Origin of the sequence: Mangrovibacterium diazotrophicum (genome assembly GCF_003610535.1) — a bacterium.
In the GTDB taxonomy this organism is placed as follows: Bacteria; Bacteroidota; Bacteroidia; order Bacteroidales; family Prolixibacteraceae; genus Mangrovibacterium; species Mangrovibacterium diazotrophicum.
Window position 1 is genome coordinate 1,830,374 of record NZ_RAPN01000001.1, and the last position, 24,318, is coordinate 1,854,691.

At 44.4% G+C, this 24,318-nt stretch carries 24 protein-coding genes and 1 riboswitch; of the genes, 16 read left to right on the top strand and 8 right to left on the bottom strand.

The genetic code is table 11. The features are described 5' to 3' along the window. Positions 1 to 38: 38 nt before the first annotated feature. On the top strand, positions 39 to 1,715 hold the full coding sequence (locus BC643_RS06960) for a sensor histidine kinase (protein WP_120272402.1): 1,677 nt from the start codon (positions 39 to 41) through the stop codon (positions 1,713 to 1,715). 54 nt (positions 1,716 to 1,769) lie between these two features. Here BC643_RS06960 and BC643_RS06965 read toward each other — a convergent pair whose 3' ends face one another. From BC643_RS06965 to BC643_RS06975, 3 genes are all read right to left on the bottom strand, one after another. Beyond that, on the bottom strand, positions 1,770 to 3,176 hold the full coding sequence (locus tag BC643_RS06965; RefSeq protein ID WP_120272403.1) for a flotillin family protein: 1,407 nt from the start codon (positions 3,174 to 3,176) through the stop codon (positions 1,770 to 1,772). A gap of 24 nt (positions 3,177 to 3,200) precedes the next feature. After that, positions 3,201 to 3,791 (bottom strand): hypothetical protein, encoded by a 591-nt coding sequence (locus BC643_RS06970; protein ID WP_147377158.1) that lies wholly within the window; start codon positions 3,789 to 3,791, stop codon positions 3,201 to 3,203. A gap of 218 nt (positions 3,792 to 4,009) precedes the next feature. Continuing rightward, positions 4,010 to 5,074 carry a DMT family transporter gene (locus BC643_RS06975; RefSeq protein ID WP_170154487.1) on the bottom strand — a complete coding sequence of 355 codons (1,065 nt, stop codon included), beginning with the start codon at positions 5,072 to 5,074 and terminating at the stop codon, positions 4,010 to 4,012. Positions 5,075 to 5,506: 432 nt separating this feature from the next. On the opposite strand from BC643_RS06975, the gene BC643_RS06980 reads away from it, so the two are divergent. The 5 genes from BC643_RS06980 to BC643_RS07000 all read left to right on the top strand — a co-directional run bounded on the left by BC643_RS06980 (position 5,507) and on the right by BC643_RS07000 (position 11,562). Beyond that, the gene (locus BC643_RS06980) at positions 5,507 to 6,013 is read left to right on the top strand and encodes an RNA polymerase sigma factor (RefSeq protein ID WP_120272406.1); all 507 of its coding nucleotides are present in this window, start codon (positions 5,507 to 5,509) and stop codon (positions 6,011 to 6,013) included. Between the two features lie 5 nt (positions 6,014 to 6,018). Continuing rightward, positions 6,019 to 6,867: a FecR family protein gene (locus BC643_RS06985; RefSeq protein WP_120272407.1), complete on the top strand. Its 849-nt coding sequence runs from the start codon at positions 6,019 to 6,021 to the stop codon at positions 6,865 to 6,867. Further along, a complete protein-coding gene (locus tag BC643_RS06990) occupies positions 6,854 to 9,418 on the top strand; it encodes a TonB-dependent receptor (RefSeq protein WP_147377159.1) in 2,565 nt (854 codons plus the stop codon). The genes BC643_RS06985 and BC643_RS06990 overlap by 14 nt, the downstream gene beginning before the upstream one ends. 94 nt (positions 9,419 to 9,512) lie before the next feature. Then, on the top strand, positions 9,513 to 10,412 hold the full coding sequence (locus BC643_RS06995) for a FecR family protein (protein ID WP_120272409.1): 900 nt from the start codon (positions 9,513 to 9,515) through the stop codon (positions 10,410 to 10,412). Then, positions 10,396 to 11,562, top strand: a complete 1,167-nt coding sequence (locus BC643_RS07000) for a DUF4382 domain-containing protein (protein WP_120272410.1) — start codon at positions 10,396 to 10,398, stop codon at positions 11,560 to 11,562. Before BC643_RS06995 ends, BC643_RS07000 begins: the two co-directional genes overlap by 17 nt. A 185-nt stretch (positions 11,563 to 11,747) precedes the next feature. On the opposite strand, the gene BC643_RS07005 is transcribed toward BC643_RS07000, so the two are convergent. Continuing rightward, entirely contained in the window at positions 11,748 to 12,380 is a 633-nt protein-coding gene (locus BC643_RS07005) for an outer membrane beta-barrel protein (RefSeq protein WP_120272411.1), read from the bottom strand. 311 nt (positions 12,381 to 12,691) lie between these two features. On the opposite strand from BC643_RS07005, the gene mnmA reads away from it, so the two are divergent. From mnmA to nadD, 5 genes are all read left to right on the top strand, one after another. Continuing rightward, positions 12,692 to 13,870 carry a tRNA 2-thiouridine(34) synthase MnmA gene (gene mnmA, locus BC643_RS07010; protein ID WP_120272412.1) on the top strand — a complete coding sequence of 393 codons (1,179 nt, stop codon included), beginning with the start codon at positions 12,692 to 12,694 and terminating at the stop codon, positions 13,868 to 13,870. An 84-nt stretch (positions 13,871 to 13,954) separates the two neighbouring features. Then, the gene (locus tag BC643_RS07015; RefSeq protein WP_120272413.1) at positions 13,955 to 14,830 is read left to right on the top strand and encodes a YicC/YloC family endoribonuclease; all 876 of its coding nucleotides are present in this window, start codon (positions 13,955 to 13,957) and stop codon (positions 14,828 to 14,830) included. A 52-nt stretch (positions 14,831 to 14,882) separates the two neighbouring features. Beyond that, positions 14,883 to 15,239, top strand: coding sequence for a four helix bundle protein (locus tag BC643_RS07020; protein ID WP_120272414.1), 357 nt, complete (start codon positions 14,883 to 14,885; stop codon positions 15,237 to 15,239). A gap of 45 nt (positions 15,240 to 15,284) precedes the next feature. Further along, on the top strand, positions 15,285 to 15,854 hold the full coding sequence (gene gmk, locus BC643_RS07025; protein WP_120272415.1) for a guanylate kinase: 570 nt from the start codon (positions 15,285 to 15,287) through the stop codon (positions 15,852 to 15,854). A 102-nt stretch (positions 15,855 to 15,956) separates the two neighbouring features. Continuing rightward, a complete protein-coding gene (nadD, locus tag BC643_RS07030; RefSeq protein ID WP_120272416.1) occupies positions 15,957 to 16,529 on the top strand; it encodes a nicotinate (nicotinamide) nucleotide adenylyltransferase in 573 nt (190 codons plus the stop codon). 38 nt (positions 16,530 to 16,567) lie between these two features. Here nadD and BC643_RS07035 read toward each other — a convergent pair whose 3' ends face one another. Both BC643_RS07035 and BC643_RS07040 read right to left on the bottom strand, forming a co-directional pair. Next, positions 16,568 to 17,167, bottom strand: coding sequence for a superoxide dismutase family protein (locus BC643_RS07035; RefSeq protein WP_211338004.1), 600 nt, complete (start codon positions 17,165 to 17,167; stop codon positions 16,568 to 16,570). 35 nt (positions 17,168 to 17,202) lie between these two features. Next, positions 17,203 to 18,057: a hypothetical protein gene (locus BC643_RS07040; RefSeq protein WP_120272417.1), complete on the bottom strand. Its 855-nt coding sequence runs from the start codon at positions 18,055 to 18,057 to the stop codon at positions 17,203 to 17,205. A gap of 267 nt (positions 18,058 to 18,324) precedes the next feature. After that, a riboswitch (molybdenum cofactor riboswitch) is annotated at positions 18,325 to 18,464 on the top strand. Between the two features lie 69 nt (positions 18,465 to 18,533). Between BC643_RS07040 and BC643_RS07045 the strand changes: the two genes are divergently transcribed. The 5 genes from BC643_RS07045 to BC643_RS07065 all read left to right on the top strand — a co-directional run bounded on the left by BC643_RS07045 (position 18,534) and on the right by BC643_RS07065 (position 22,558). Further along, a complete protein-coding gene (locus BC643_RS07045; RefSeq protein ID WP_147377160.1) occupies positions 18,534 to 19,070 on the top strand; it encodes a P-loop NTPase family protein in 537 nt (178 codons plus the stop codon). Continuing rightward, entirely contained in the window at positions 19,052 to 20,242 is a 1,191-nt protein-coding gene (locus BC643_RS07050; protein ID WP_120272419.1) for a molybdopterin molybdotransferase MoeA, read from the top strand. The genes BC643_RS07045 and BC643_RS07050 overlap by 19 nt, the downstream gene beginning before the upstream one ends. Next, positions 20,226 to 21,023 carry a GTP 3',8-cyclase MoaA gene (locus BC643_RS07055; RefSeq protein ID WP_120272420.1) on the top strand — a complete coding sequence of 266 codons (798 nt, stop codon included), beginning with the start codon at positions 20,226 to 20,228 and terminating at the stop codon, positions 21,021 to 21,023. The genes BC643_RS07050 and BC643_RS07055 overlap by 17 nt, the downstream gene beginning before the upstream one ends. Before the next feature lie 135 nt (positions 21,024 to 21,158). After that, complete coding sequence (moaC, locus tag BC643_RS07060; protein WP_120272421.1) at positions 21,159 to 21,611, top strand: cyclic pyranopterin monophosphate synthase MoaC; 453 nt, start codon at positions 21,159 to 21,161, stop codon at positions 21,609 to 21,611. 11 nt (positions 21,612 to 21,622) lie between these two features. After that, on the top strand, positions 21,623 to 22,558 hold the full coding sequence (locus tag BC643_RS07065; RefSeq protein WP_120272422.1) for an MOSC domain-containing protein: 936 nt from the start codon (positions 21,623 to 21,625) through the stop codon (positions 22,556 to 22,558). 56 nt (positions 22,559 to 22,614) lie between these two features. On the opposite strand, the gene BC643_RS07070 is transcribed toward BC643_RS07065, so the two are convergent. Together BC643_RS07070 and BC643_RS07075 are read right to left on the bottom strand one after the other, a co-directional pair. Beyond that, positions 22,615 to 23,823, bottom strand: a complete 1,209-nt coding sequence (locus tag BC643_RS07070) for a S8 family peptidase (RefSeq protein ID WP_120272423.1) — start codon at positions 23,821 to 23,823, stop codon at positions 22,615 to 22,617. A gap of 95 nt (positions 23,824 to 23,918) precedes the next feature. After that, positions 23,919 to 24,308 (bottom strand): hypothetical protein, encoded by a 390-nt coding sequence (locus BC643_RS07075; RefSeq protein WP_147377161.1) that lies wholly within the window; start codon positions 24,306 to 24,308, stop codon positions 23,919 to 23,921. Between the last annotated feature and the right edge of the window lie 10 nt (positions 24,309 to 24,318).

The window sequence follows — 24,318 nt, forward strand, 5'->3', positions numbered from 1 at the left end:
CTAATTATACTTTTAGGGCGCTTAAAAGACCCCTTGGAATGAAACTTCACTTAAAAATTTCGCTGCTACTATTTTCGTTTGCGGCTGTATTGATTATTGCTTTCACCTCGCTGAACTACATCAACCGATCGGTACAGGATGTTTTCATGAAGGAAAATCAACGCAACCAAGCTCAGATCATAGACAAAGTTATTGCCATCAAATTCGGTTCCCTCAAACAAATTGTCGACGACAATTCAGCCTGGGATGAGTTGGTAGATTTTACCGGCAAGCCCGATTCGGTTTGGGCAATCGACAACATCGACTTCATGGTCAACGTTTTCAACCACTCAACCGTTATGGTTTTTAACAAAGATGACGAACTTATTCACCAGTTTTCGGATTCAAGCCTGCTTTGTCAGCATTTTCAGCCAGACGAAACGAAAATAAAACAGTTATTTGCGCAATCGCCCTACTGTCATTACTTTGAATATTCGGGGAATCGTTTGATTGAGTTCTGCGGAGCTACAATTGTTCCTTCTGCTGATGCGACCGATAGACAAACAGTGCCACAAGGTTATTTGCTTGTCGGCGAAGAATGGAATGAAGCTTACCTGAACAATCTTTACGAGTCGACAGGATTTGAGCCTGAACTAGTTGCTGCAGCCGATTCTACTCCAATCGAACTCGATAAAAACCGAGAGTACATTATCAAGGAACTTCACGGAGCTGACGGGAAGACTTCTGCTAAAATTATTTTCAGCCGGGTGAGCCCCATTCAACAGGATCTAAAAAATTTTCTGATCCTAACCATACTGGTTTCCTTGATTGCTTCATTAGCTCTCCTTGTTTTCATACTTTATTTCCGGCGCATTGTAGTGGAGCCATTCTCTGTTATTAACCGAACTCTTGAAACCCACAACCAACAGCACTTGCATCGTCTTCGGTCGAAAACGCCGGAATTTGTCAAACTAAAAGAACTCATTCTGAATTTCTTCAAACAACAAAACGAGTTAAAATCAAATAACGTCCGGCTAGTCGAGTTAAACGGAACGAAAGACAAACTTTTTTCCATTATCGGGCACGACCTGCGAAACCCGATTGGGAATATCTTATCAGCCTCCGGTATCATGATTGAATCAATTCAAGAACAGGACTTTGAAAACATCGAAATCCTGTTGAGTCTAATTGAAAAAGAAAGCGGCGAGGCTCTGAATTTATTGGAAACGCTTTTGGACTGGGCGAAAACTCAAACCGGCAAATTACAATACTCCCCCAAACAAATTCAACTTAAAGAGATTATCGATCGGGTGTCGACGAACTTAAGCTTTGCAGCCCGCATGAAAGAAATCAAGATTGAAACCGTGAGCAATGTTGATTTTGAAGTTTACGCCGACTACAACATGATTGTAACGATTCTTCGCAATCTGATTTCGAATGCCATAAAATTCACGAACCCGGGAGGCTGGGTCCGAATTTCAGCATTGAGAAACGAAGATGGAATTGAGTTCCGGGTTGAGGATAATGGTATCGGCATGGACGATAAGGCTGCAGGTAGACTATTTAAAGCCGAAACCAACTACTCGACTTACGGCACCGCAAACGAAAAAGGAACCGGATTAGGTTTGATAATTTGTAAAGAGTTTATCGAAAAACACGGAGGAAACATTCGTGTGCAAAGCGAAAAAGGAAAAGGAACCTGTTTTATATTCAACATTGTGGAGCACAAAAATTAGCAAAAAACAAAAAGGGCAACATCCGTTGCCCTTTCATATATCTAACATTTTCGGTTATTTCAATTCTTCCGGTTCGTCCGCTACAACTTCAGTTGACTCCGGCTTTGTGGTTCCTTTCAGGTAATCGGGCAACTCCAAACCAGCGGATTTGAATACATCATCCAGTGGCGGGATCGATCCCAACATGCCCTGCATGAAGTTCGCAGTGGAAGTTTTACCATCTTTTCCATTGCCGGTTTCCCAAACAGTAACTTTATCGATTTTGATATTTTTGATGGCCTCAACCTGGGTTTTAACAAGCTCCGGCAACTTGTCGGCAATCATCATCATCACGGCATCTTTCGAATTATTTCCGGCAGCTTTCACCAGCATCTCGAAACCTTCGGCCTGCTTGCTCAGGATTTCGTAGATACCTTTCGCCTGTGCTTCCATCTTCATATAAATCGCATCGGCCTCCCCTTTCGCTTCGCGGCGGGTTTGCTCGGCAATCGCTTCAGCAGCAATTTCAACTTTTTGCTTGTCAATTTCGGCATGCACAACCACGTTCGCAATCTGCGTCGCCTTGTCGCGGGCAGCACGAGCTGTTTCTGCCTCTTTCTCAGCCGCATATGCTTCTTCCAGGGCTTTTGCCTCAGTCACCTTTTCGGCGGCAACCGCTTTCCGGCGAGCTTCAGCTTCCTTCTCACGACGATCGGCATCCGAGTTTGCAATCGTTACTTTCGCAATGTTTTCCCCTTCTACAGCAACAGCATCAGCCTGCGCCACTTTCACACGTTGTTCCTGGTGCGCTTCTGCCTGACCAATTTCACCATCACGGTTTTTCTCGGCAACGCTCTTCTTCGCATCGTTAATCGCTTTTGCGGCAGCTTCTTTACCCAAAGCATCAATATAACCCGACTCGTCGTTGATGTCGGTGACGTTTACGTTGATGAGCTTCAAACCGATTTTTTTCAATTCAGCTTCAACGTTCGACGAAACAGCGGCCAAAAACTTATCGCGGTTACTGTTGATTTCTTCGATATCCATGGTCGCAACCACCAAACGTAATTGACCAAAAATGATGTCTTTTGCCAGGTTGCTGATGGATTCCTGCGACAAGCCCAACAAACGTTCAGCAGCATTGGTCATAATGCTTGGCTCAGTTGAAACACCAACCGTAAAACGCGAAGGAACATCGACGCGAATATTTTGCTTACTCAAAGCACTCTTCAAATTAATCTCGATAGAAATCGGAGTCAGATCAAGAAACTCGTACGAATGAATAATGGGCCAGATGAAAGCGGCACCACCATGAATACATTTAGCCGAGCGGGATTCGCTGTTAATACCTTTCCCAACCTTACCGTAAACAACAAGAATGCGATCGGACGGACAGCGCTTGTAGCGCTTGACCATAGCCATAATAATGATAAACAAGAACAGTACAGCAACGCTGACCATTACAACAAAATAATTGTCCATAGATAGTAATTTTAGATTTATGCGTTAAAGGTTTCTTTTGACAACGAGAATCTGATTGTCGATTATCCGCTCAACCCGTACAATGGAACCAGTCGGGATCGGCTCCTCGTCTTCGGTCATTGCGTCAAGCGTTTGCAGACTTTCCTGGAAGGTAATTTGCACTTTCCCCAAGCCCTTCGATTGAGCAGGAATAGTCAGGTAAACTTCCCCCAGCCTTCCGACAGCATTATTCAGGTTCAGGTTTCCGGTTTCTACCAATTTCGACATGAGGTAAAAAACAGTTGCCATTGCCAGCATCATCAGAAAGCCGCAAGCAATTGAGGCCAGAATAACCTGGTAATCCGGCCAACCCAACCCGATAAAGCCGAGGCCCGACCAGGCAAACATGGTGAAAAAGCCGATAATGTTCTTCAATGACAGAAACTGGAACGGGATGCTGTCCCCGTCTGCTAAAACAGAATCCATATCCGTTTCTACGTCAACATCAACACTTGATCCGATGACTGTAGTTACTAAAATAAAGAGGAAAATGAGCGTCGACGGAACAGCAACAACCCAGTAGATTTGCTGCAAGAGGCTTAATTCAGCCCAATTAGGTAAGATAGAAAGTAGCATAGCACAGGTCTAAATAATAGTTTTGTTAAAAGTAGAAATTAATCCACTTCATTTGAACTATTTTTCAGATTTAAGTCGGAATAAAATAGGTAGACTGTCGAAAAAAGCGGGCAAACGACTTTTATAGTTGGTTCCCTGATCGCGGTATCGAACCTTATTATTACACCCCTGATTCTACAGTGCGAACCCGAAAACAGGCCTCCTCCACGGAATCAATATTACCTCTTGCCTGCTGCTATCCGGTTATTTCTTCGATTCGAGTAGTTCATCACCAATAGCGATGAAGCAATCACCAGCATACCAATGATAGAGACAAGCTCCGGCTCTTCATCGGGCATTATTAACCAACTCAAAATGGCACCCGAAACCGGGATCAGGAATTTCCAGGTATTCAATTCAGATACCTTCACTCCCGGCCGACCAAGCAAAGTAAACCAAATCGCAAAAGCCGCGGCTGAAAGAAAACTCAGCCAGCCTAACGAAACGAAATACTCAACAGAGACGGCCTTCAATCCATATCCCTCGATTGGGATCGAAATAAAAACCAAAGCTACGCCACCGAAAAACAAGGACGCTGAACTTAATACAACAGGCGACAATTCCTTGGGCTTTTTAGTCACCAAAACATTGGCAAAACCGGAAACCAGGTTATTACACAACAACAGCAAAACACCCAATAAGCTAATCTGCTGCCCCACCGGCAAGCTCGAACGAGAAAAAGTGATCAGCGCGACGCCCACCACACCGAAGATGATGCTGATACTTTTCAGCCAATCCATTTTATCGTTGTGTAGTGTGAAATGGGAAACCAACGAGATGAATAAAGGAGATGAACCAATAATCATGGCAGAAACCGAAGCCGGCAACAAATTAATACCGGAATAGAAGAGCATATAAATCAATACTGTCTGTAAAGCCGCTACTTTGGCTATGAATTTCCAGCTACTTTTCAATTGCCCCCAATACGACTTCCGGTTGTTGAAGTACATCATAATCAAGAGACCCGAAATCATAAACCGTACACCCGCAAACTGAAAAGGCGAATGATATTTTAAGCCAATTTTAACCCCAACAAAGGCGGAAGACCAAAGCAAGCAGGCCACAATCGCCAGGAAAACGGTATTTGAAAAAAATGATTTTTGAGTCATGCTGCAAAGATGCACTTTATTTCCCATTACCCCCGGTTTCCACGAATAACGAATCAGGCTTTCCACGAAAAGACAAAAGAGCATACGCCTGTCTCCAAAAGCCTGAAAAATCAACTTCGATATCTCAAATGACATTTTCACACACCAAAACATGCTATTTGAAAAATAAAAATATCTTTACACCACAATTTAAAATCGGGTTTGTGCGTTTAAACTCGAAACTTGTGCGCAATTTCTTAATCTATTTTTCACAGTGCTAAATAACGGATGAATGTGTCTTTTTACCGACAAATCCGCTATAGTGTGATTGATTGGTAATTACCCAACACAGGAACATCTAAAACCACGATTTACATACGTGTAAATATATTTCTAAAAGCAACAATGGAAGAGGTATCATTCGGTACCTCTTTCTAATTTATCATGATATACAGAGCTGTTTTTCAATCGTTTCAATAAGAAACTTCAAACAATTATTATTAAGATTAATATCTACATATGTGATGCTTTTCCTATGGTTATTTTACTATATTTGTCAACCAACAAATTAATCCAACAGAGACCCGGATGTTGCAGGACTTAGATGAAAAAGAATGGTTCGCGCTTGTTTTCGATAAGCATTACGACTACATCAGGAATTACCTGTATTATCTTTCCGGGGATATTGTGCTCGCTGAAGATTTGAGCCAGGACGTCTACCTCCAAATTTGGGAAGAAAGAACCAAAATCAACCGCGATACCGTTCGCTCCTACCTTTTTACGGTTGCTAAAAATTTATACTTCAAATATTACCGAAGGCAGAATGTAAAACTCAATTTTGTCAATTCACTTGCAAAAGAGGACAATAACGAGTCGCCTGAATTTATTCTGGAGCTAAAAGAATTTGATCGAAGGCTTCAACTCGTACTTGCAGAGATTCCGGATAAGACCAGGGCAATCTTCCTCATGAGTCGAATCGACTCCATGAGTTATAAAGAAATAGCTGTAAATTTGGAAATAAGCGAGAAAGCGGTTGAAAAGCACATGACCAAAGCCCTGAAGATATTACGAACCAAAATGGACAGAAAACTTTAATTAGCATGAAAAATACTGACAAACATATCGATCGGTTGCTTTCAGGCTACGAAGTTCCTGCAACAAAGTCCAGGAGGGAAGCATGGGAGCAACTTAACCGTAAAATATCCGCGAACGAGAAGCTGCCAAAACGCCAACCGGTTCGTCGCATCAACTTCGCTTATTACCTGACCGGAGCTGCCGCGGCTGCCGTCATCCTTGTTTTGGTTCTGTTCAATTTCTTCCGGCCCAAAGAAGAATTCAGCAACAAACAAATGGCCATTCAGGAAACCATTCTGCCCGATAGCAGCCAGGTTGTGCTGAAAACAAACTCGAAAATTGAATACCACGAGCGACTGATCGATGGAGCCCGCCTGGTTAACTTAGACGGAGAGGCTTTCTTCTCGGTTACCAAAGGCAAAAAGTTCCAGGTCGATTTCCCGGGTGGAAACCTGCACGTACTGGGAACAAAATTCAACATTCGGGCTTATTCTGAAGACATGGGTCGCGTTGATTGTTTTGAAGGATCGGTAAAACTGAAGATCAACCAGCAGGATATTGTTTTGACAAAGGGTCAGGCAGTGAGTTTCAGCCCGGACCATATCGAAGGGCCGTTTGAGATAAAGGCCGACAACCTGACCGGCATCACCGACAACCTGTATCATTGGTCTGACCGGCCGTTGCAAGAAATCCTGTCGCTCATTTGTGCGCGCGAGGGATACCAGTTGAGCGCTTCAGAAAGCATTTTGGAGAAACGTTTTACCGGCTCGCTGAATCTGACGAACGGCAAACAGGCCCTGACAATCTTAACGAAAGCAATGAACCTTGACTATAACCTGACTAAAAACCAACTAAAAATTGTTGAAAGCAATTAAAACTCAAATTATCTTTTGCCTGATCGCCTGCTTCTTATCGGTGCAGGCATTTGCGCAGCAGAAGCAAGTAACCGTCAACGCCAAACAACAATCGCTGAGTTCACTGTTGGAGGATATCGCTTCTAAAAACGACATTCAATTCGCTTTCGACGCCAATTATTTTTCACAAATCAAGGTTGATCTAAAGGTTGAAAATCAAGACATCGCTGATTTCGTCAACCTCATTTGCGACAAATATCACCTGCTGTCGGAGACCATTGACGGCACCATCATTCTTTATAAAAACCCGGCTCCACTCCTGGAACCCGTTGCAGAAATGATCAAAATATCGGGGGTTGTGCAGGATGAAACAACAGGCGAACCGCTGCTTTTCTGTCATGTTGGCTTTGTCGATTCGGAAATGAAAGGAACGACAACGAACGAACTCGGGATTTTCACGGCGACCATTGAAAAACAAGCGCAACTCCAAATCGCGATCAGCCACCTCGGCTACCAGCGTTTGGATACCACGCTAAACCTGCAGACGGGTCAATTTTTCACCATCAAACTGCATCCGTTCTCTATTAATATTGAAGCCATCCAGGTTTTTCAGCAAGAGAAAAACGTGATTGAAATGGGAAACCAATCCGAACGAATTGCCTTCAACCCGAAACAATCGGCTAATTTGCCGCGCGTTGACGACAGCGACCTAATCAGCTCGCTGAGCCTGATTCCGGGTGTCAACTTTCTGGGCGGGCAAACTTCCGGGATTTCCATTCGCGGCAGCTCCCCGTCGGAAAATATGGTCATGCTCGACGGAATTCCGGTGTTGGAAACGAGCCACTTGTTTGGCAACCTCAGTGTACTAAACTCAAAATACATATCGCAAGCATTTGTTTCGCGCGGTGCGTTTGACGCCACTTACGGTGAAAGAACTTCCGGAGTGGTTGAGTTGAAAGGGAAAAACAATTTTTACAAACCAAGCCTCGATCTTTCGGCCAATCTCCTGAATGTAAGTGGAACCGCCAATGTTCCGATCGGCAAAGTCGTTTCGGTAAGCGGATCATACCGCTTTTCGTACATCGACCGCTGGGAAAATTACCTGTACAAACAAATACTCGAGCAAGGAAGCAGCGACGACGAATCCACCGTCTCGCCATTCATTCAATACGATGACGTGAATGTGAAAGTGGGTATCAAGCCGTCTGACAAACACGAGATCTCCTTCAACTTCTTGAACAGTTACGACCTGCAGGTCCGCGACTACCAGTTCAAGGACGGTTCCCGACTTTTCCGCTACGAAGATGCCGTGAGCGAAAACCGTGGGATGAGTGCCAACTGGTTCTACCAAACAACTCCGAATTTCCAGCAACAAATTACCGCCGGCTACAACGACCTTACCCGCGATGCCTACGCACACTCGGGCATGGGCCCCAACAGCCAGGGCAATGGTGGTAAAGATGAAAAAGATGAAGGCAATAACTACCTCGAGGAATTCTCTGCAAAATGGTCGGGCGAGCTGAAAACCGGGCGGTTTACGCACCAGGCCGGATTTGGAGCCAACATCAACCAGGTAACCTACGACTACCGCTCCGAAAGATCAACCGGCAACAAGCTGACTGACTCGATCGTTTTCGACTCAGAAACGAATTTATACCATGTTTATCTGCAGGAAAAAATTACGCTGTTCGACAAGTTGGAGGCCCGTCTTGGTGTTCGTGGAAACTACTTTGACATAACACAAAAATTCTACCTGCAACCACGCTTCGGACTGCGATACGAGATTAATGACTATCTGGCTGTGCTTTACGCCGGTGGTATTTACAACCAGTTCCTGACGCGAATCCGGAAAGTAGATATCGATGGAAACAGCGATCTGGTCTGGTTTCTACCCGACGAATCGGGCGAAGGAATCTTGAAAGCACAACAGCATGTTCTGGGACTTCAGTTCGATCAAAATGGCTGGGCCGTCAACGTGGAAGGATATTACAAAAAGACCGATGGCCGCGTTAACCTGTTTGCCGAACAAACAGGCGGGCAACAAAAGTTGATTGAATACAACCAGCGAAACGGAAAATCCAACAACTTCGGAATGGATCTCCTGCTTCAATACAAACACGGAAAGTTCACACACATCCTGACTACCTCGGTTTCGAAATCAGAAGAGCAATTCGAAGTCTTCAATAATGGTGAAACTTATCCGTCATTCGACGATCAGCGCGTACGGCTGCGCTGGACAGAAATGGCCAAAATAAAAGGATTTGTAATCGCTGCAAACCTGGTTTACAACAGTGGCAGTCCGTATCTGGTAACGGAATCCGGTTCGGGTAATTCGGAGTTCGATCGGTTACCCTATTTCATGCAGGCCGACATCTCATTCATCAAACGCTTCCAGTACAAATTCTTCAATCTGAGTACAGGCATTTCATTAATGAATATTACCAACCGGGAAAACATTTTGGAAGTCGACTACTTCAACGTGTCAGATGCTACCGGCTCATATTCAGTCAGAACAGACGTAACCGCCATGCGGTTTACACCGGTTTTTTTCCTCAATATCTTGCTTCAATAACTTACTCCGAGAAAAAAAATGAAAAAATTTCGATTTTAGGGGTAGGGTATTTCCCTTCGAAAGGATAATAGCTTCAGACAACGAAAAAAACGACATGTTTGAAGCAAGCAAAATAAGTCTATTCTCTGCCTTACTTGTTCTTCCGAATTCAGAAAACAGGATTGAACAAGTAATTCGTGCTTACAGCATTCCGGCACGAAAAGACAAACATGCTGCTTACAAAGAAACTCTGAGAAAGATTGAAGAAGGTAAAAGACGACGGACTGAGCACGGAGCACTATTACTAAGTCCTGTTTATCGAATCGCAATTTCAACCGCTGCTTCTCTCATCCTGATTTTCCTTCTTCAACTTCTTCTTTTTAGTCAGACGCGTTTCGAGAGTACTGGTCAGGCTGCATCTTTTCGCTTACCCGATCAATCAAGGGTCGTGCTAAGCGAAAACAGCTCGATCAGCTTTCCCAAATATAGATGGAATAGAAAAATAGAATTGCAGGGCGAAGCCTACTTCGAGGTAAAAAAGGGGAATAAGTTTATTGTAAAGACCGATGAAGGTAGTGTGAGCGTTCTGGGCACCCGTTTTCTGGTGACCGAAAAAGAAGACAACTTGCAAGTAAGTTGTTTCGAAGGAAAAGTTTTGTACGCAAACAAAAAGTTGGAAGAGGAAATTCCGGCAGGCTACTCTAAAGAGTTCAAAAAAGATGACTTGTTAACGACGCAACAAATACAGTCAGCCTACCCTACTTCCGCTCTTTTCTCGACAAATTATTCCGGCGAAAATTTACAGCAGGTTGTTTCCGACCTTGAAAATTTCTTCCAGGTAAAAATCCAATTGCAAACCGCCGGTAGCCACTTTTTCAGTGGAAACCTGGAAACTGCCAATCTGGATTCAGCCTTGAAAATCATTAGCCGCTCATTAGACCTTCATTACTCTTTCAAATCGAATGACGAAATCCTTTTAACAGAAAAACAGAAGAGTTATGAAAAGAAAAATTAAATCGGCCCTGGTATTATTAACTGCTATTACGTTAGGTATTTTCTCATCATGTACGAGTACCGACGACGGTATCTCAGGAAATGATTCAACAAAGGGAAGTTTGAAAATTTTACTGACCGACGCTCCATTCCCAAGTGATTTGGTTGCTGAAGTTAATGTGGTAATTGACGAAGTATCGATCAAAAAAGTAAACGACGATTCTTCGGAAGACGACGATTCCGGCTGGTCTGTCCTTTCATCAGAAGAAAGTTCCTTCAACTTGTTGGATCTGCAAAATGGCGCGGTAGCTGTCTTAGCCGACTTTGAAGAATTCCCGATTGGCACTTACAGCGAAATCAGACTTCATATTGTTAGTGCAGAGGTTGTGCTGACTGAAGATGCCGGTGGCGAAACCTACGATCTCAAAATTCCCAGCGGCACCAGCAGCGGCCTGAAAGTAAAAATCGATGGCAATTTGGAAGTGCGCGGAGGGAACGCTGCGGCTCTAATCGTTGATTTTGACGTGGCTCAAAGCTTCCTGGTACAAGGAAACCCAACTAAAAACGGAAAAGAAATTACCGGATTCAAATTCAAACCGGTTATCCGCGCAACTGCTGAAGATATTAGCGGAACTGTGGAAGGCTACGTTTCCGTTCAGCAATTAACTGACGGCGTTGTGTCTGAAGTCCCCGGTGTTGGTATTCAGGTAACTGTTACCGACGGAACAAACACCTACATCGCCATTAGCAGCGACAACGGCTACTACGCCATCATAGGTGTGCTGCCCGGCGAATATACTGTTTCAGCAACTGCTGATGGTTACAAAGATTTCTCAGCCACCACGAATGTTGAAACAAACATGGTCGCTACAGCGAACGTTCTGCTCGAGCTGCCACTAGGAACTATTACAGGAACTGTTACAGATGTGAGCACAGCAGCATTGATTCAAGCTGCAGCAGTCGAAATCCTGAATGGAGAAAGCACTGTGATTGCAACAGCAACGACGAACGAAAATGGAGTTTACGCAGCAGGAAACATTCCAGTGGGAACCTATTCAGTTAAGTTCACAGCAACCGGCTACGATGTATTAACTGTTGCCGACGCGGTTGTTAGCGATGCGACGACAACAACTGTTGACGCCGCGTTGACCGCAACTGTTGTATCTGAATAAAAAGAGGAACCAAGTTTCCTCGCCTAAGTTTTGAATTACCGTATTTACATACGTGTAAATATATTTCTAAAAGCAAATAGAGGTATCCTGTGGTGGGATACCTTTTTTCGTTGTCACTAAAACAAAAAAATCGCTGGCTATAAAGCCAACGATTATTCTAACCCATGTTCATGTCTTCCTCCGGTTTAAAAATACCATTCAACTCCGAGACGGGTTGAAAAACGCTTCATATTCGAATCGTTGCCATCATACAACTTTTTAAAGTAGAGCGTGTATTCCGGTGAAAGTGTCAATCCCAAATGCTTGTTTATATTGTATTTTAAAATCGCAGCAGTTGCAAAACCACTCATATTTTCGGAATAAGCTGATGAAACGTAGCTCCCGTCAGAAACTGATCCATCTGTCTTTTGTGTTTCCTGATCTGAATCAGAGATGTACTCCAATTTCAAACCGGGCGACAAGAACAGTTCAAACTTGTTCTTCGTCCAAACCCGAAAATCAAAGTAGGGGCTGATGCTGAAATAGTCCAGAGTCATGGTAGTGTTTAACAAATCGGCTCCAGAATAGGACTGTCCGTAGCTGTACTGTCCAAATCTCGACTCAACCCGAAAACGTACAACATCCGAGAATTTCATCCCAACTGACGCACCCAAACTGTATTCCATACCGTCGTGCTCATAAATATCATAATTGTTGTAATTATAATACTTATCGGTTGTGTAGTCCCAACCGCCATTCAGGTTAACGAAGAAACGGGATTGCGAAAATCCTACAAAGGGAATAACAGAAATAGCAAGTAAAATCAAATACTTTTTCATGGTAGTTCTAATAGTTATTTGTCTTAAAAAATAATCCGTGTCAAAGTTGAATAGGAACTACCAAAACTTCAAACCAAACCGATCGAATCAGAGATTTTACCGACGTTTAGCCAAATTTTGGGGAATCCACAGGCCACCTCTCCACAATGATTATTCCAATATTCCCAAACAAAGTCTCGTCACCCTACTTTATAAATTGTCTATTTCCGATTTTCGTCCTACTTTTGCGCTCAATTTACTGATAGCAAGAATGTAATCAATTCGGGCAAAAAGTAAGTTTTTTTTCACTGTTGAAATTTGGAATTTGAAATATGAAAAGGGTCGTTATTGGTTTATCGGGGGGAGTTGATTCGAGTGTGGCAGCGTATCTGCTAAAACAACAGGGTTACGAGGTTATCGCATTATTTATGATTAACTGGCACGATCGTACCGGCACGCTTACCGGGCAGTGTACCTGGGAAGATGATGCGTTGATTGCGGAGATGGTTGCAAAAAAACTGGATATGCCTTTTCACATTGTCGACCTGAGCACACACTATAAAAAGCGGGTCGTTGACTACATGTTCGACGAATACAGCAAAGGGCGGACGCCAAACCCGGATGTACTGTGTAACCGTGAGATCAAGTTCGATATTTTTATGGACGAGTGTCTGAAACACGGCGCCGACTTTGTTGCTACGGGACATTACTGCCAAAAAAGCGAATTCGAAAAAGACGGAAAAATGATTTACCAGCTTCGCGCCGGTGCCGACAACAATAAAGATCAAAGCTATTTTCTTTGTCAATTGAATCAAGACCAGTTAAGCAAAGCGCTATTCCCAATTGGCCATTTGGACAAACCCGAAGTTCGTCGCATTGCCGCTGAGCAACAATTACCCACTGCCACCCGCAAGGATTCGCAAGGAATTTGTTTTGTCGGAAAAGTTGACTTGCCGACTTTTCTTCAGCAACAGCTGGAACCGAAAACCGGCAACGTCATTGAAATACCGACCGAATTCATCGCCAAGAAAAAACAGGTAGAACGCACACCCGAGAATTTCCGGAAATTGTGTTTCGCTTACCCGTACAAACCTTGGAACGGCAAAATCATTGGCGAACACGGAGGCGCCCATTTCTATACCGTCGGCCAACGTAAAGGGCTGAATATTGGCGGGCACAACGAGCCGCTTTTCGTCATCGGAACCGATGTGAAACGCAATATCATTTATGTAGGTGAAGGCTCCGAACATCCTGGATTGTATCGTCCTGGACTATTTATTTCCAACGAAGAAATTCACTGGATCAGAACCGATATCGCCATGGAAGTTGGTGAAACGCGTCAATACGATGTTCGGATCCGTTATCGCCAACCGCTGGAAAAGGCAACACTCTACCGCCATGAGGATGGAATTTACATGTTGTTCGACGACGAGCAGCGCGGGATTACCTCCGGCCAATTCGCTGCCTGGTACGAGGGCGACGAGTTAATCGGCTCCGGCGTGATCGCCTGATTTGATGGCTAAACCAAGCGATTATTTGGCGAACACTATTCAACTAAAAATTGTACCTTTGGGCACCTTTAAATAAATACACACATGATCAAATCGATGACCGGCTATGGTAAAGCCGAATTTGAAAGCGGAAATAAGAAGATTACACTGGAGTTGAAATCACTGAACAGTAAACAACTGGATATCAACTCGCGTCTGCCAATGCTTTATCGCGAAAAAGATTTGATCATTCGGAAAGAGATTTCTGAAAAACTGATTCGCGGTAAGGTCGACTTTTCGCTATTCCTCGAAAACCTCGGAACAGAAAGTAATTCGGCGATCAACGAGTCAATTGTTACCGCGTATTTCAATCAACTGAGCGCGCTTCAAACAAAGCTTGGTCTTCCGGTTTCGGAGCAAATCATGCAAAACGTGATGCGTTTGCCCGATACGGTTAAGACAGTTTATGAGGAACTGGATGAAAACGAATGGCTGATTATTTTCGCAAACATTCAGAAAGTGATTGCCACTCTTGAGGAATTCCGTGTTCAGGAAGGTGCTGCCTTAGAAAAAGACATCCGCTCGAACATCTCCGATATTCAGCAATTGCTGAGCCAAATTGAGCCTTTCGAAAAGCAACGCATCGAAAATGTAAAAGCTAAAATTCAGGATGGCTTGAACGAGATTACCTTGAACGGCAATATGGATAAAAACCGTTTCGAGCAAGAGCTGATCTATTACCTGGAGAAACTGGATATCAACGAAGAAAAAGTGCGTTTGACCAACCACTGTGAATACTTCCTGGAAACACTGGATAACACGCAGGATGTTGGTAAAAAACTGGGCTTCATTGCACAGGAGATCGGACGCGAGATCAATACCATTGGTAGCAAAGCCAACGAAAGCAACATTCAGCGCTTAGTCGTTCAAATGAAAGACGCACTGGAGCGAATCAAAGAACAGCTGTTGAACGTATTGTAGAAGATAAAGTGAGAAAGCAAAAGTCAAAAGTCAAAAAAACAAAAATCGACCTATGGAAAGAGATTTGATGGAAAGGCTTTTCAATTTTGCTGTTCATGTAATCAAATTTTTGCGCGAAATTCCTTCAAATCAAGAAAATCGAGTTATTCGCTACCAACTGACGAAATCAGCTACTTCATCAGGAGCCAACTACGAAGAATCGCAAGCTGGCAGCTCTAAAGCGGACTTTATTTTCAAGGTTGAGATTTGCTTAAAGGAAATGCGCGAAAGCAACTATTGGTTACGAATTATTAAAGCTACTCACTTAGCCAGCGAAATTCCGTCAGCGGAATTGGAATTTTTGGTAAATGAATCTGAAGAATTAAAGAAGATATTGGCCTCAATCGTAAAGAAATCAAAAGCCCAATGAGCGCCTCTCACTTTTGACTTTTGACTTTACACTTTTGACTTTATTATGCAAAAAGGTAAGCTAATCATATTTTCAGCTCCGTCGGGGGCAGGCAAAACAACCATCGTCAAGCATTTATTACAGCAGGATTTCGGACTGGAATTTTCGATTTCGGCAACCAGCCGTGCTCCCAGACATACCGAGACACATGGTGTTGACTACTATTTTCTGAGTCCTGACGAGTTTCAACAAAAAGTGCAGGCCGACGAATTCCTGGAATGGGAAGAAGTTTACAAAGGCACTTGCTACGGAACATTGAAAGCTGAAGTGGAACGAATCCGCAACAAAGGCAAGCACGTTGTGTTTGACGTGGATGTGGTTGGTGGTGTGAATATCAAAAAATATTACGGCAACGAGGCTTTGGCTGTTTTTGTGCAACCTCCTTCCATCGAAGAACTTCGTAAACGCTTGGTCGGCCGTTCAACCGATGCGCCGGAAGTGATTGAAAAACGCGTGGCAAAAGCTGAATATGAATTGACTTTCGCCCCGCAATTCGATGTCGTTTTGGTCAGCGAAGAGTTACCTGTCACCTTGGCCAATGCCGACAAACTGGTAACTGATTTCATCCGCCAATAAACGTTTTCGGGGCAAACACAGTTCCTCTGGAATTAAAAAACTTAAACCAAAACTGCATTTCATCGTTTTGAAATTGAACAACTAAATTTTGAAATCGCAACCATGAAAGTAGGTCTCTATTTCGGCACATTCAATCCCATTCACATCGGGCACATGGCCATTGCCAACTACATGCTCGACTTTACCGAAATTGAGAAATTGTGGTTCATTGTTAGTCCGCAGAATCCCTTCAAAAATAAAAAACATTTGCTGGACGATTATCAGCGCCTGGAAATGGTGAACAGGGCAATCGACGACGACTACCGGTTTTCAGCTAATTCAATTGAATTCGGCTTGCCCAAACCGTCTTACACGATCGATACGCTGGCTCACCTGCAGGAGAAGTACCCGCAGCATGAATTTTTGCTGATCATGGGTTCCGACAACCTCGAGTTTCTGCACAAATGGAAAAACTACGAACAACTTCTGGCGAACTACCGGATTTTAGTATACCCGCGGCCCGGATTTGATCCAAATAACTGGGCGAGCTTCGAAAACATCCAACTCGTTGATGCCCCTTTAATGGAGGTTTCTGCTTCGTTTATCCGGAATTCAATAAAAGAGGGCAAAAACGTCCGCCATTTCCTACCCTACAAAACATGGCAATACCTGAGCGAAATGAATTTTTACAAATAGCATTCCGGTCAGGTATCACTATAAATCAATCGATATTTTTATTGTTTTGCCACACCGATCACACCAATCGCAACGCGGGCTCCAGCCGCTCCTGTTGGTTGTGAAACCAAATCATCTTCATCAGCATGCACAATAATTCCGCGTCCCAGGATTGATTCAGGACCGGCAAAGGTCATCGATGGGTAAGTTACTTCATAAATCGCAACGCCTTCGGCATTGGCTTCCAGGTTACCCAAATCGCCAACGTGTCTCATTTCGCCGGTTGGCGCACCATGATCGTGGCCTTCAGGATTGAAGTGACCGCCTGCTGAAGTACCATCAGGTGCAGTCAAATCGCCAAATTGGTGAATGTGGAAACCATGTTTACCCGGTGTCAAACCGGAAACTTCTGCTTTCACGACCACACCGCCATCGGTTTTGGTAAACGTCACCGTTCCCGATACCGTATTTCCTTCGGTCGGTTGCAACACACAAATCGCTTTTTCAACTCCGTTATCAGCCGGAGCAGGCATCACTTTATCGTGCATAACCATGTCGTGATCATGATCCGCCGGCTTTGTACCCGACGTACATGCCTGAGCGACCAACAATAGCATCGTTCCCCAAAAACTTAATTTTACTAATCTTCTGTTATTCATTTTCTCAGCTTTTTAATTTATGATGAAAACTGTGTCTAATTCGCATCGTAGTTGGAATATAAAACCGGACAATCGCTGGATTTCAGAAGCTTCCGGATCAATTCCTTTTTAAACAATTTGCTCCAGAAACCCTTTTTTTCTTCGACCACAGCAACCAGGCTGGGCGACAAAATCCGGGCATGGTCAATGAACTCATCGTCAAAATTGCCTTCTTGCAAGACCTTATAATTAACAGTTGCCTTCGGAAATAGTTGATCAATATCCATCAACGTTGTCATTTCTTTCTCGCCTTTTCTCTCAGGTCTCCCCAGTAAATTCACAACTGGTAGAAAATGATTGAGTAAACAGGCCAAGTGGTTAATTCCATCTTTCTCCTCGTTGGTAAATCCGGTTGGAATCAGGATTGAACTGTACGGAACAAATTGCTCTCCGGCCGGTACAAACAAGCAAAGACCGCTAAAAGTTTGACTGATGTCGATCGTTTCTTTCTGCGAATCGAAAATATAATTGTCGGGCGTTTTGCTCATCACAAAAATCGAATCCGGATACTCTTCGGCGATCGTTTTCAACCTATTCTCAATACTATCGATACGCAAATCCAGCTCCCACTTCAGCGGGTAGTTCAAACGGGAAATCTCATGACTCAAAAAGTCATCGAGCTCCTGTTTGCTCTGTTCCAATTCCTTACGATAAAATTCATCCGCCAATTGCTTTTCGCCCGGTGAAATACTCGACGAATCGGCAACGACACTTGGTACAGCTTGTTGCACCCGTGGGTCTACTACGTGAACCAAAATCACTTCAGCTTCCAAATACTTCGCCATATTCAGGCCATATGGGATAATACTCTCATGGTCTCCTTTAATATCATTTACAATTACAATTTTCATAGCTTCTAATTTCTATTTGCTCTTTAAAATGCAACCCTCGTTCCGGATCAGGCGACAAGCACGCAAAATGCTAATTATCTGCAAATTAAATCCGAGCACATTCAAACAACACCTGATTTACTCTGGGGAAAATTTGAGAAATCGAAGAGTATTTTCCACAACTCATCCACTTTGGCAAACTTGTATCCCATCCTGTTGTTTTATAACAGGCGCTATAATTATTCTAAATAGCAGCCACACCGAACAACAGATGTAGATATTTGTATATTTGTGTTCAGACTCCGAGTTTAATAAAGCTAAGTGCCAGGCATAAGTTTTTTAAACCGATGGGTTAAACCGGAAACGGTTTGGCCTCCCGATTTCACCAGGGGGTGAATGACTTTGGAAAGGAGAAAATCACGGCTCGAATTAAATAGTATAAATTGCCTGAGATTCCCCTTTTCATGAAATTTGAAACGGGGTTTTTCTTTTTAGACATGAAACAAAATTGGGCAAATATATTATTGGTGGCAGGTTCCGGACAAAACTCCGGCAAGACAACTTTTATCTGTCAGTTGGTCGAAAAGTTATCCGGCCATAAGCCAATCACCGTCAAAGTATCCTCGCATTTTTACGATCCGACACCCGGATTAAAAATTCTGGCTGAAGACACCAACTTTCAGCTATTTGAGGAAACGAACCGCGAAACAAACAAAGACAGCTCATTGTACCTGCAAAACGGTGCACACCGCTCGTTTTACATCCAGGCGAAGGACAAACAACTGGAGCTCGCTTTCATGGCGCTGCTCCCCTACTTGGAGGCGAACGAGCCCATTATCATTGAATCGGCAGCGATGCATCATGTAATTGATGCCGGCTTATTTGTTTTTGTACTTCGCGAAAATGCAGAGCAAAAACCATCGACGGAAATCAATAAAAAAGTCGCTGACCTAATTGTTTATTCCGATGGAGAGCGCTATTCGCCCACCGTCGATCATCTAATTTTTGAAAACGAATGGAAGCTCAAACTTTGATAACACTGCAACAGGCTATACAACTTGCTTCCACAAAAGCAATGGTTTTACCAGCCGAGCAAGTTGCTTTTAATGAGGCTGGCGGGCGAGTTTTGGCCGAAGATGTTTATTCCGACGTCAACATGCCACCCTTCAACAAATCGGCAATGGACGGGTACGCCTGTCGAAAAGAGGATTTGGGTCAATGGCTCGAAATGCTGGAAATTATTCCAGCAGGTAAGCCACCAAAATTCGAAATAAAACCAGGACAATGTTCGAAAATCATGACCGGAGCAGCAGTGCCCGCGGGTGCAGATGTGGTATTTATGGTCGAACAAAGCGAAGTAAACGCGGGCAAGCAAGTTCGCTTTACCGGCGCTAAAACAAACAGCAACATTTGTCTATTAGGCGAGGACGTCAAAACCGGCGACCTGGTATTAAAAACAGGAACAGTCCTGAAAGCACAACACATGGCCATGCTGGCTTCCGTTGGTTGTGTTTCTCCGTCAGTGTATCGAAAGCCGAGCGTTGGCATTATTTCCACCGGATCAGAACTGGTGGAGCCAAATGTCTTTCCGCAGGCGTCCCAAATCCGGAACTCCAACGGGCACCAAATGCGCATGCAGGCGGCTTCCTGCCATTGTGCCGTGAACTATTACGGCATCGTACCGGATGACGAAGACCTGACGCGCGACGCGATCAAAAAATCGGTTGATGAGAATGATTTGACACTGATTTCCGGTGGAGTTTCGGTTGGCGATTTCGACTACGTACCGGCAATCATAGAGCAGTTGGGATTCGAAATCCTTTTCAATAAAATTGCCGTGAAACCCGGCAAGCACACCACCTTTGCTTTCAACGGAAACAAATACATCATCGGGCTTCCCGGCAACCCGGTTTCGTCTTTCATCCAATTCGAAATATTTGCCAAGCCCTTTTTGAGGCAACTCATGGGTTATTCGGCTCCCGAAGTGAATCTGCCACTCCCTCTGGCTACCGATTACCAGCGACGCAAAGCAGACCGCGAGGAATTTATTCCGGTGAAAATTAACGACCAAAATGAGGTGGAGACGATCCGCTACCATGGTTCGGCTCACATTCACGCCTATCATGAAGCCTTCGGGTTTATGGTAATCCCCGAAGGAACGAGTTCAATTCCAAAAGGAACAACCGTCTATGTACGACCGCTTTAAACGACATATCAACTACCTGCGCATCTCCGTCACCGATCGTTGCAACCTGCGGTGTACCTACTGCATGCCTGCCGATGGCATCAAATTGATGGAGCACAACGAGATTCTCAGCTACGAGGAAATCGAAGCGTTTGCGCGCCTGGCAGTTTCCCGCGGAATCACCAAAATCCGTTTGACCGGAGGCGAGCCTTTGGTTCGAAAAGACATCGTCACGCTGGTTGAGAAATTGGCCTCTATCGATGGCTTGGAAGATTTAGCGATGACAACAAATGGCATTTTGCTCCCCAAATTTGCGCACGAACTGAAAGCCGCGGGCTTGAAACGTGTCAACATCAGCCTCGATACCTTGAACCCGGATCGCTATTGCCAGATTACCAGAAACGGTGACATTCGAGATGTTTTTGCCGGGATCGAAGCAGCACAAAAGGCTGGTTTTGCGCCAATCAAAGTAAACTGTGTTTTGTTAGGAGAGCCCGATGAAGAGATCAAGCTGCTGAAAGATTTCTGTGAAGCCAACGAGCTTGATCTGAGGTTCATTCATCAAATGGACCTCCAAAGTGGCGAGTTCTCCAAAGTTGAAGGAGGCGAAGGTGGAAACTGTAACCGCTGCAATCGCGTTCGGTTGCTGGCAAACGGTGATATTAAGCCTTGCCTTTTCAGTGATCTGGCTTTCAACATTCGCCAACTCGGAGCCGAAGAAGCGCTAAATCGGGCAATCGGGCACAAACCGAAAGCCGGTAGTTACAACAAATCGGGCGAATTTTATAATATCGGGGGATGATGAATGAGTAACGAGTCGTTAGAACTGAGTAATGAATAGCGAGAAACAAGAGATAGAAAAGTAAGTAGCTTTGTTTTTCAGTCTCATTACTCATGTCTCAAGACTCAAGACTATTAAATTAAAATATGAAATTTTATGAAAAAACTAACACATATCGACGACGCAGGAAGAGCCAATATGGTTGATGTTGGAAACAAAAACCAACAAAGTCGCTCGGCCACAGCGGAAGGCTTCATTAGCTTGAATGCGGAAACCGTCAAACTAATTGGCGAAAATCAAATAAAAAAAGGCGACGTCATTACTGTCGCCGAAATTGCTGGTATCCAGGCGGCAAAACGAACCAGCGAGCTCATTCCGCTTTGCCACACACTGCTGCTGACCAAAGTAGAAGTTCATTGCGAATTGCTGGAGGATGGTATTCGTGCAACCTGCACAGCCAAATGTATTGGCCAAACCGGTGTAGAAATGGAAGCGCTCACCGGCGTGCAGGTCGCCCTGCTCACCATTTACGACATGTGTAAAGCCGTCGACAAAGCCATGGTGATCAACCAGGTTCGGCTATTGGAAAAAACAAAATCAGACCTGTAAAAACTAACCGCATGAATACTTCTATCGCTGTTCGCTCCGTCAATATTTCCGAAAAAAAGGGAACAATCAAAAAGCCCGTTGACACCATTAAACTTACAGATATCGGGGTTGTGGGTGATGCGCATTCCGGAAAATGGCACCGACAGGTGAGCTTGCTTGCCTGCGAAAGTATTGAAAAATTCGCAAAGGAAGCCGGCCGCAATATCGCGTTTGGCGAGTTCGCCGAGAACATCACAACCGAAGGCTTGTTGCTACACACCGCCAAGCCACTGGATCGTTTCGTCGGAGAAAACGTGGAACTGGAAGTGACTCAGATTGGTAAAAAGTGCCACGGCGACAATTGCTCTATTTTCAGGGAAGTGGGTAACTGCGTGATGCCAAAGGAAGGTATTTTCGCCCGTGTAATGCAGGAAGGTGAGTTACAAGCCGGGGCAAAACTTCAGTACAAACCCAAAGTTGTCCGCATCAAAATCATCACGCTTAGCGATCGGGCATCCAAAGGTGAATATGCCGATAAAAGTGGCCCGCAGATCAAGAATCTCAGTCAAAAGCATTTCGAAAGCATCAACCGCCACGTTGCATTCGAGCAGGCGTTGATTCCTGATCAGGCAGATTTATTAAAAGGCGAGATTGAAGCAGCCGTAAACACCGAATTCGACATTATTTTCACCACCGGAGGTACCGGAATCGGACCGCGCGACATCACCCCCGAAACGATTCGTCCCATGCTGGATAAAGAAATTCCGGGTATCATGGAACTGATCCGCGTGAAATATGGGATGCAGAAGCCAGCCGCCCTTCTGAGCCGCGGAATTGCAGGGTTGATTGGGCAAAGCCTGATTTACGCTATGCCGGGCAGCGTAAAAGCGGTTACCGAATATTGCCAGGAGATTCTCCCAACCATTGAACATTCATTGTACATGATTCATGGAATTGACAGCCACTAACAAAAAAATCCCGACGTTTAGCCGGGACTTGTTATGACTGCTTAAAAAATTGCCAATTAATGCACGCCAATCAGATCCGAATTTCCATCAGGATCTGATTTCACGTAACCATTCGTTTTTACTGTACCTAGGGTTAAAACACCAGCCAAGTGCGGTGCCGCCATCGATGTTCCACTCAAAGTAGCATATCCGCCATCTTTATAGGTAGAATAAATACGGTAACCTGGTTCACAATATTCAATCGGCGGATTTCCGTAATTGGAAAAATAAGCGAATGTATCGTTGCTATCCATTGCTGACACCGTGTAGATATTGGCATGGTTAGCCCTTGCCGGTGAATGATTATTAGCATCGTCAGACTCATTGCCGGCGGCCAATGAAAAGAGTACTCCAGCTTTTGCTGCTTCAATCACCGCATTGTCCAGGGACGTGGACGGACTTCCCCCCAAACTCATATTTGCAACGTCCCCGCTGGCGGCATTAGCAGCAACATAATCCACTCCGGCAATGACGCCTGAAACGGTTCCGCTTCCCCGGCGATCGAGCACTCTAACAGCAACCACTTTCGCACCGGCAGCAACACCAACAACACCAATCGAATTATCCAACGCAGCTATTGTTCCTGCCACGTGCGTTCCATGTCCGTTAAGATCATCCGGAGTATAATCGCGGGAAATAAAATTCACGCTATGCTCAACATCTACATTCAAATCCGGGTGATCCAAATCAATACCGGTATCAATTATCCAAACCGTTTTGTCGCTTGCATCAACTCCTCCGTTTACGCGCGCTATTCCCCAAGGTATGGACTGTTGCGGCGGAGTTGTTGTACCGCCACCAGGTTTTCCTTTTTTTATTTGGATTGGACTCAAACTAACGATCTGATCCTCCTCAATTCGACTAACAATCGACTCTCCCTCCAGCTTGCGGAGCTGCCCGGGAGGTAACTTAACAGCGAATCCTTTGATCGCCGAACCGTAGACATATTCGATCTCTCCGTCCGTAATATCCAGCTTTTTCAACAGCTTTGTCGCCGTATCCAAAACCTTATCTTTCTTTTGCTTGTAGTCTGGTGTTTCGATTAACTCGGAATCCAACTCTTCATCTGAGAGGGTGATAATGTATGAGATTTTTGAAGCGTCTGCGGATTTTAGAATTGCTGAATCGGCATTTTCAACCTCTTCAACTGGTTTCTCGCACGATTGAAAAAACGAAAACGCGCATACAATGCAGCCGATAATCCATAGTTCAGGGAATTTCTTCATAGCCTTAGGATTTTAGATTTGTAAGTATAGTTAGCTCTTTTCCTTTTATATACGTCAACACGTAAGAAAAGGAACAATTCTGTTTCAGGAAAAGTTTACTGAGCTGAAGGACTGTCGCCCAGCGTCATACAAATCAGCAGTTTCAATTCATCGTCATAGGAGATTACGATTCGTTTCCCAAGTACCCGCAACACAGTGGCGATACTTTTTTCGCCTTCCTGCACCAAAAACCAGGGTTCATCAATGCCTACATTGTCATCCTCTTTCACCAAAACCGTCAGCGTTAGCTGCACAACCGACTGCGGGATGTATTTGTCAATGCGGATGTCGCGCTTGCCCGGCTCATTCCGTTTCACTTTACCCTCCAGTTCCTTGGTCAGCTCCTTCAGGAAAGCGTCTTCCGCACGGGTAAATTTACGCTGCCCAGCCCCTTGTGCCAAGCAAGTGATTACGATGAAAGCTATGAGGAAAACAATTCTTTTCAAAGCAATATAA

Bases quoted from the DNA above. Each gene is read 5' to 3' on its own strand.
- BC643_RS06985 (WP_120272407.1), top strand. From the start codon at position 6,019: ATGAAAAATACTGACAAACATATCGATCGGTTGCTTTCAGGCTACGAA.
- BC643_RS07020 (WP_120272414.1), top strand. From the start codon at position 14,883: ATGGAAAGAGATTTGATGGAAAGGCTTTTCAATTTTGCTGTTCATGTA.
- moaC (WP_120272421.1), top strand. From the start codon at position 21,159: ATGAAAAAACTAACACATATCGACGACGCAGGAAGAGCCAATATGGTT.
- BC643_RS07040 (WP_120272417.1), bottom strand. From the start codon at position 18,057: ATGAAAATTGTAATTGTAAATGATATTAAAGGAGACCATGAGAGTATT.
- nadD (WP_120272416.1), top strand. From the start codon at position 15,957: ATGAAAGTAGGTCTCTATTTCGGCACATTCAATCCCATTCACATCGGG.
- BC643_RS07015 (WP_120272413.1), top strand. From the start codon at position 13,955: ATGATCAAATCGATGACCGGCTATGGTAAAGCCGAATTTGAAAGCGGA.
- BC643_RS06960 (WP_120272402.1), top strand. From the start codon at position 39: ATGAAACTTCACTTAAAAATTTCGCTGCTACTATTTTCGTTTGCGGCT.
- BC643_RS07065 (WP_120272422.1), top strand. From the start codon at position 21,623: ATGAATACTTCTATCGCTGTTCGCTCCGTCAATATTTCCGAAAAAAAG.
- BC643_RS06965 (WP_120272403.1), bottom strand. From the start codon at position 3,176: ATGGACAATTATTTTGTTGTAATGGTCAGCGTTGCTGTACTGTTCTTG.
- BC643_RS07035 (WP_211338004.1), bottom strand. From the start codon at position 17,167: ATGAATAACAGAAGATTAGTAAAATTAAGTTTTTGGGGAACGATGCTA.
- BC643_RS06970 (WP_147377158.1), bottom strand. From the start codon at position 3,791: ATGCTACTTTCTATCTTACCTAATTGGGCTGAATTAAGCCTCTTGCAG.
- BC643_RS07005 (WP_120272411.1), bottom strand. From the start codon at position 12,380: ATGAAAAAGTATTTGATTTTACTTGCTATTTCTGTTATTCCCTTTGTA.
- BC643_RS06975 (WP_170154487.1), bottom strand. From the start codon at position 5,074: ATGTCATTTGAGATATCGAAGTTGATTTTTCAGGCTTTTGGAGACAGG.
- BC643_RS07055 (WP_120272420.1), top strand. From the start codon at position 20,226: ATGTACGACCGCTTTAAACGACATATCAACTACCTGCGCATCTCCGTC.
- BC643_RS06980 (WP_120272406.1), top strand. From the start codon at position 5,507: ATGTTGCAGGACTTAGATGAAAAAGAATGGTTCGCGCTTGTTTTCGAT.
- BC643_RS07045 (WP_147377160.1), top strand. From the start codon at position 18,534: ATGAAACAAAATTGGGCAAATATATTATTGGTGGCAGGTTCCGGACAA.
- gmk (WP_120272415.1), top strand. From the start codon at position 15,285: ATGCAAAAAGGTAAGCTAATCATATTTTCAGCTCCGTCGGGGGCAGGC.
- BC643_RS07050 (WP_120272419.1), top strand. From the start codon at position 19,052: ATGGAAGCTCAAACTTTGATAACACTGCAACAGGCTATACAACTTGCT.
- BC643_RS07070 (WP_120272423.1), bottom strand. From the start codon at position 23,823: ATGAAGAAATTCCCTGAACTATGGATTATCGGCTGCATTGTATGCGCG.
- mnmA (WP_120272412.1), top strand. From the start codon at position 12,692: ATGAAAAGGGTCGTTATTGGTTTATCGGGGGGAGTTGATTCGAGTGTG.
- BC643_RS06995 (WP_120272409.1), top strand. From the start codon at position 9,513: ATGTTTGAAGCAAGCAAAATAAGTCTATTCTCTGCCTTACTTGTTCTT.
- BC643_RS07000 (WP_120272410.1), top strand. From the start codon at position 10,396: ATGAAAAGAAAAATTAAATCGGCCCTGGTATTATTAACTGCTATTACG.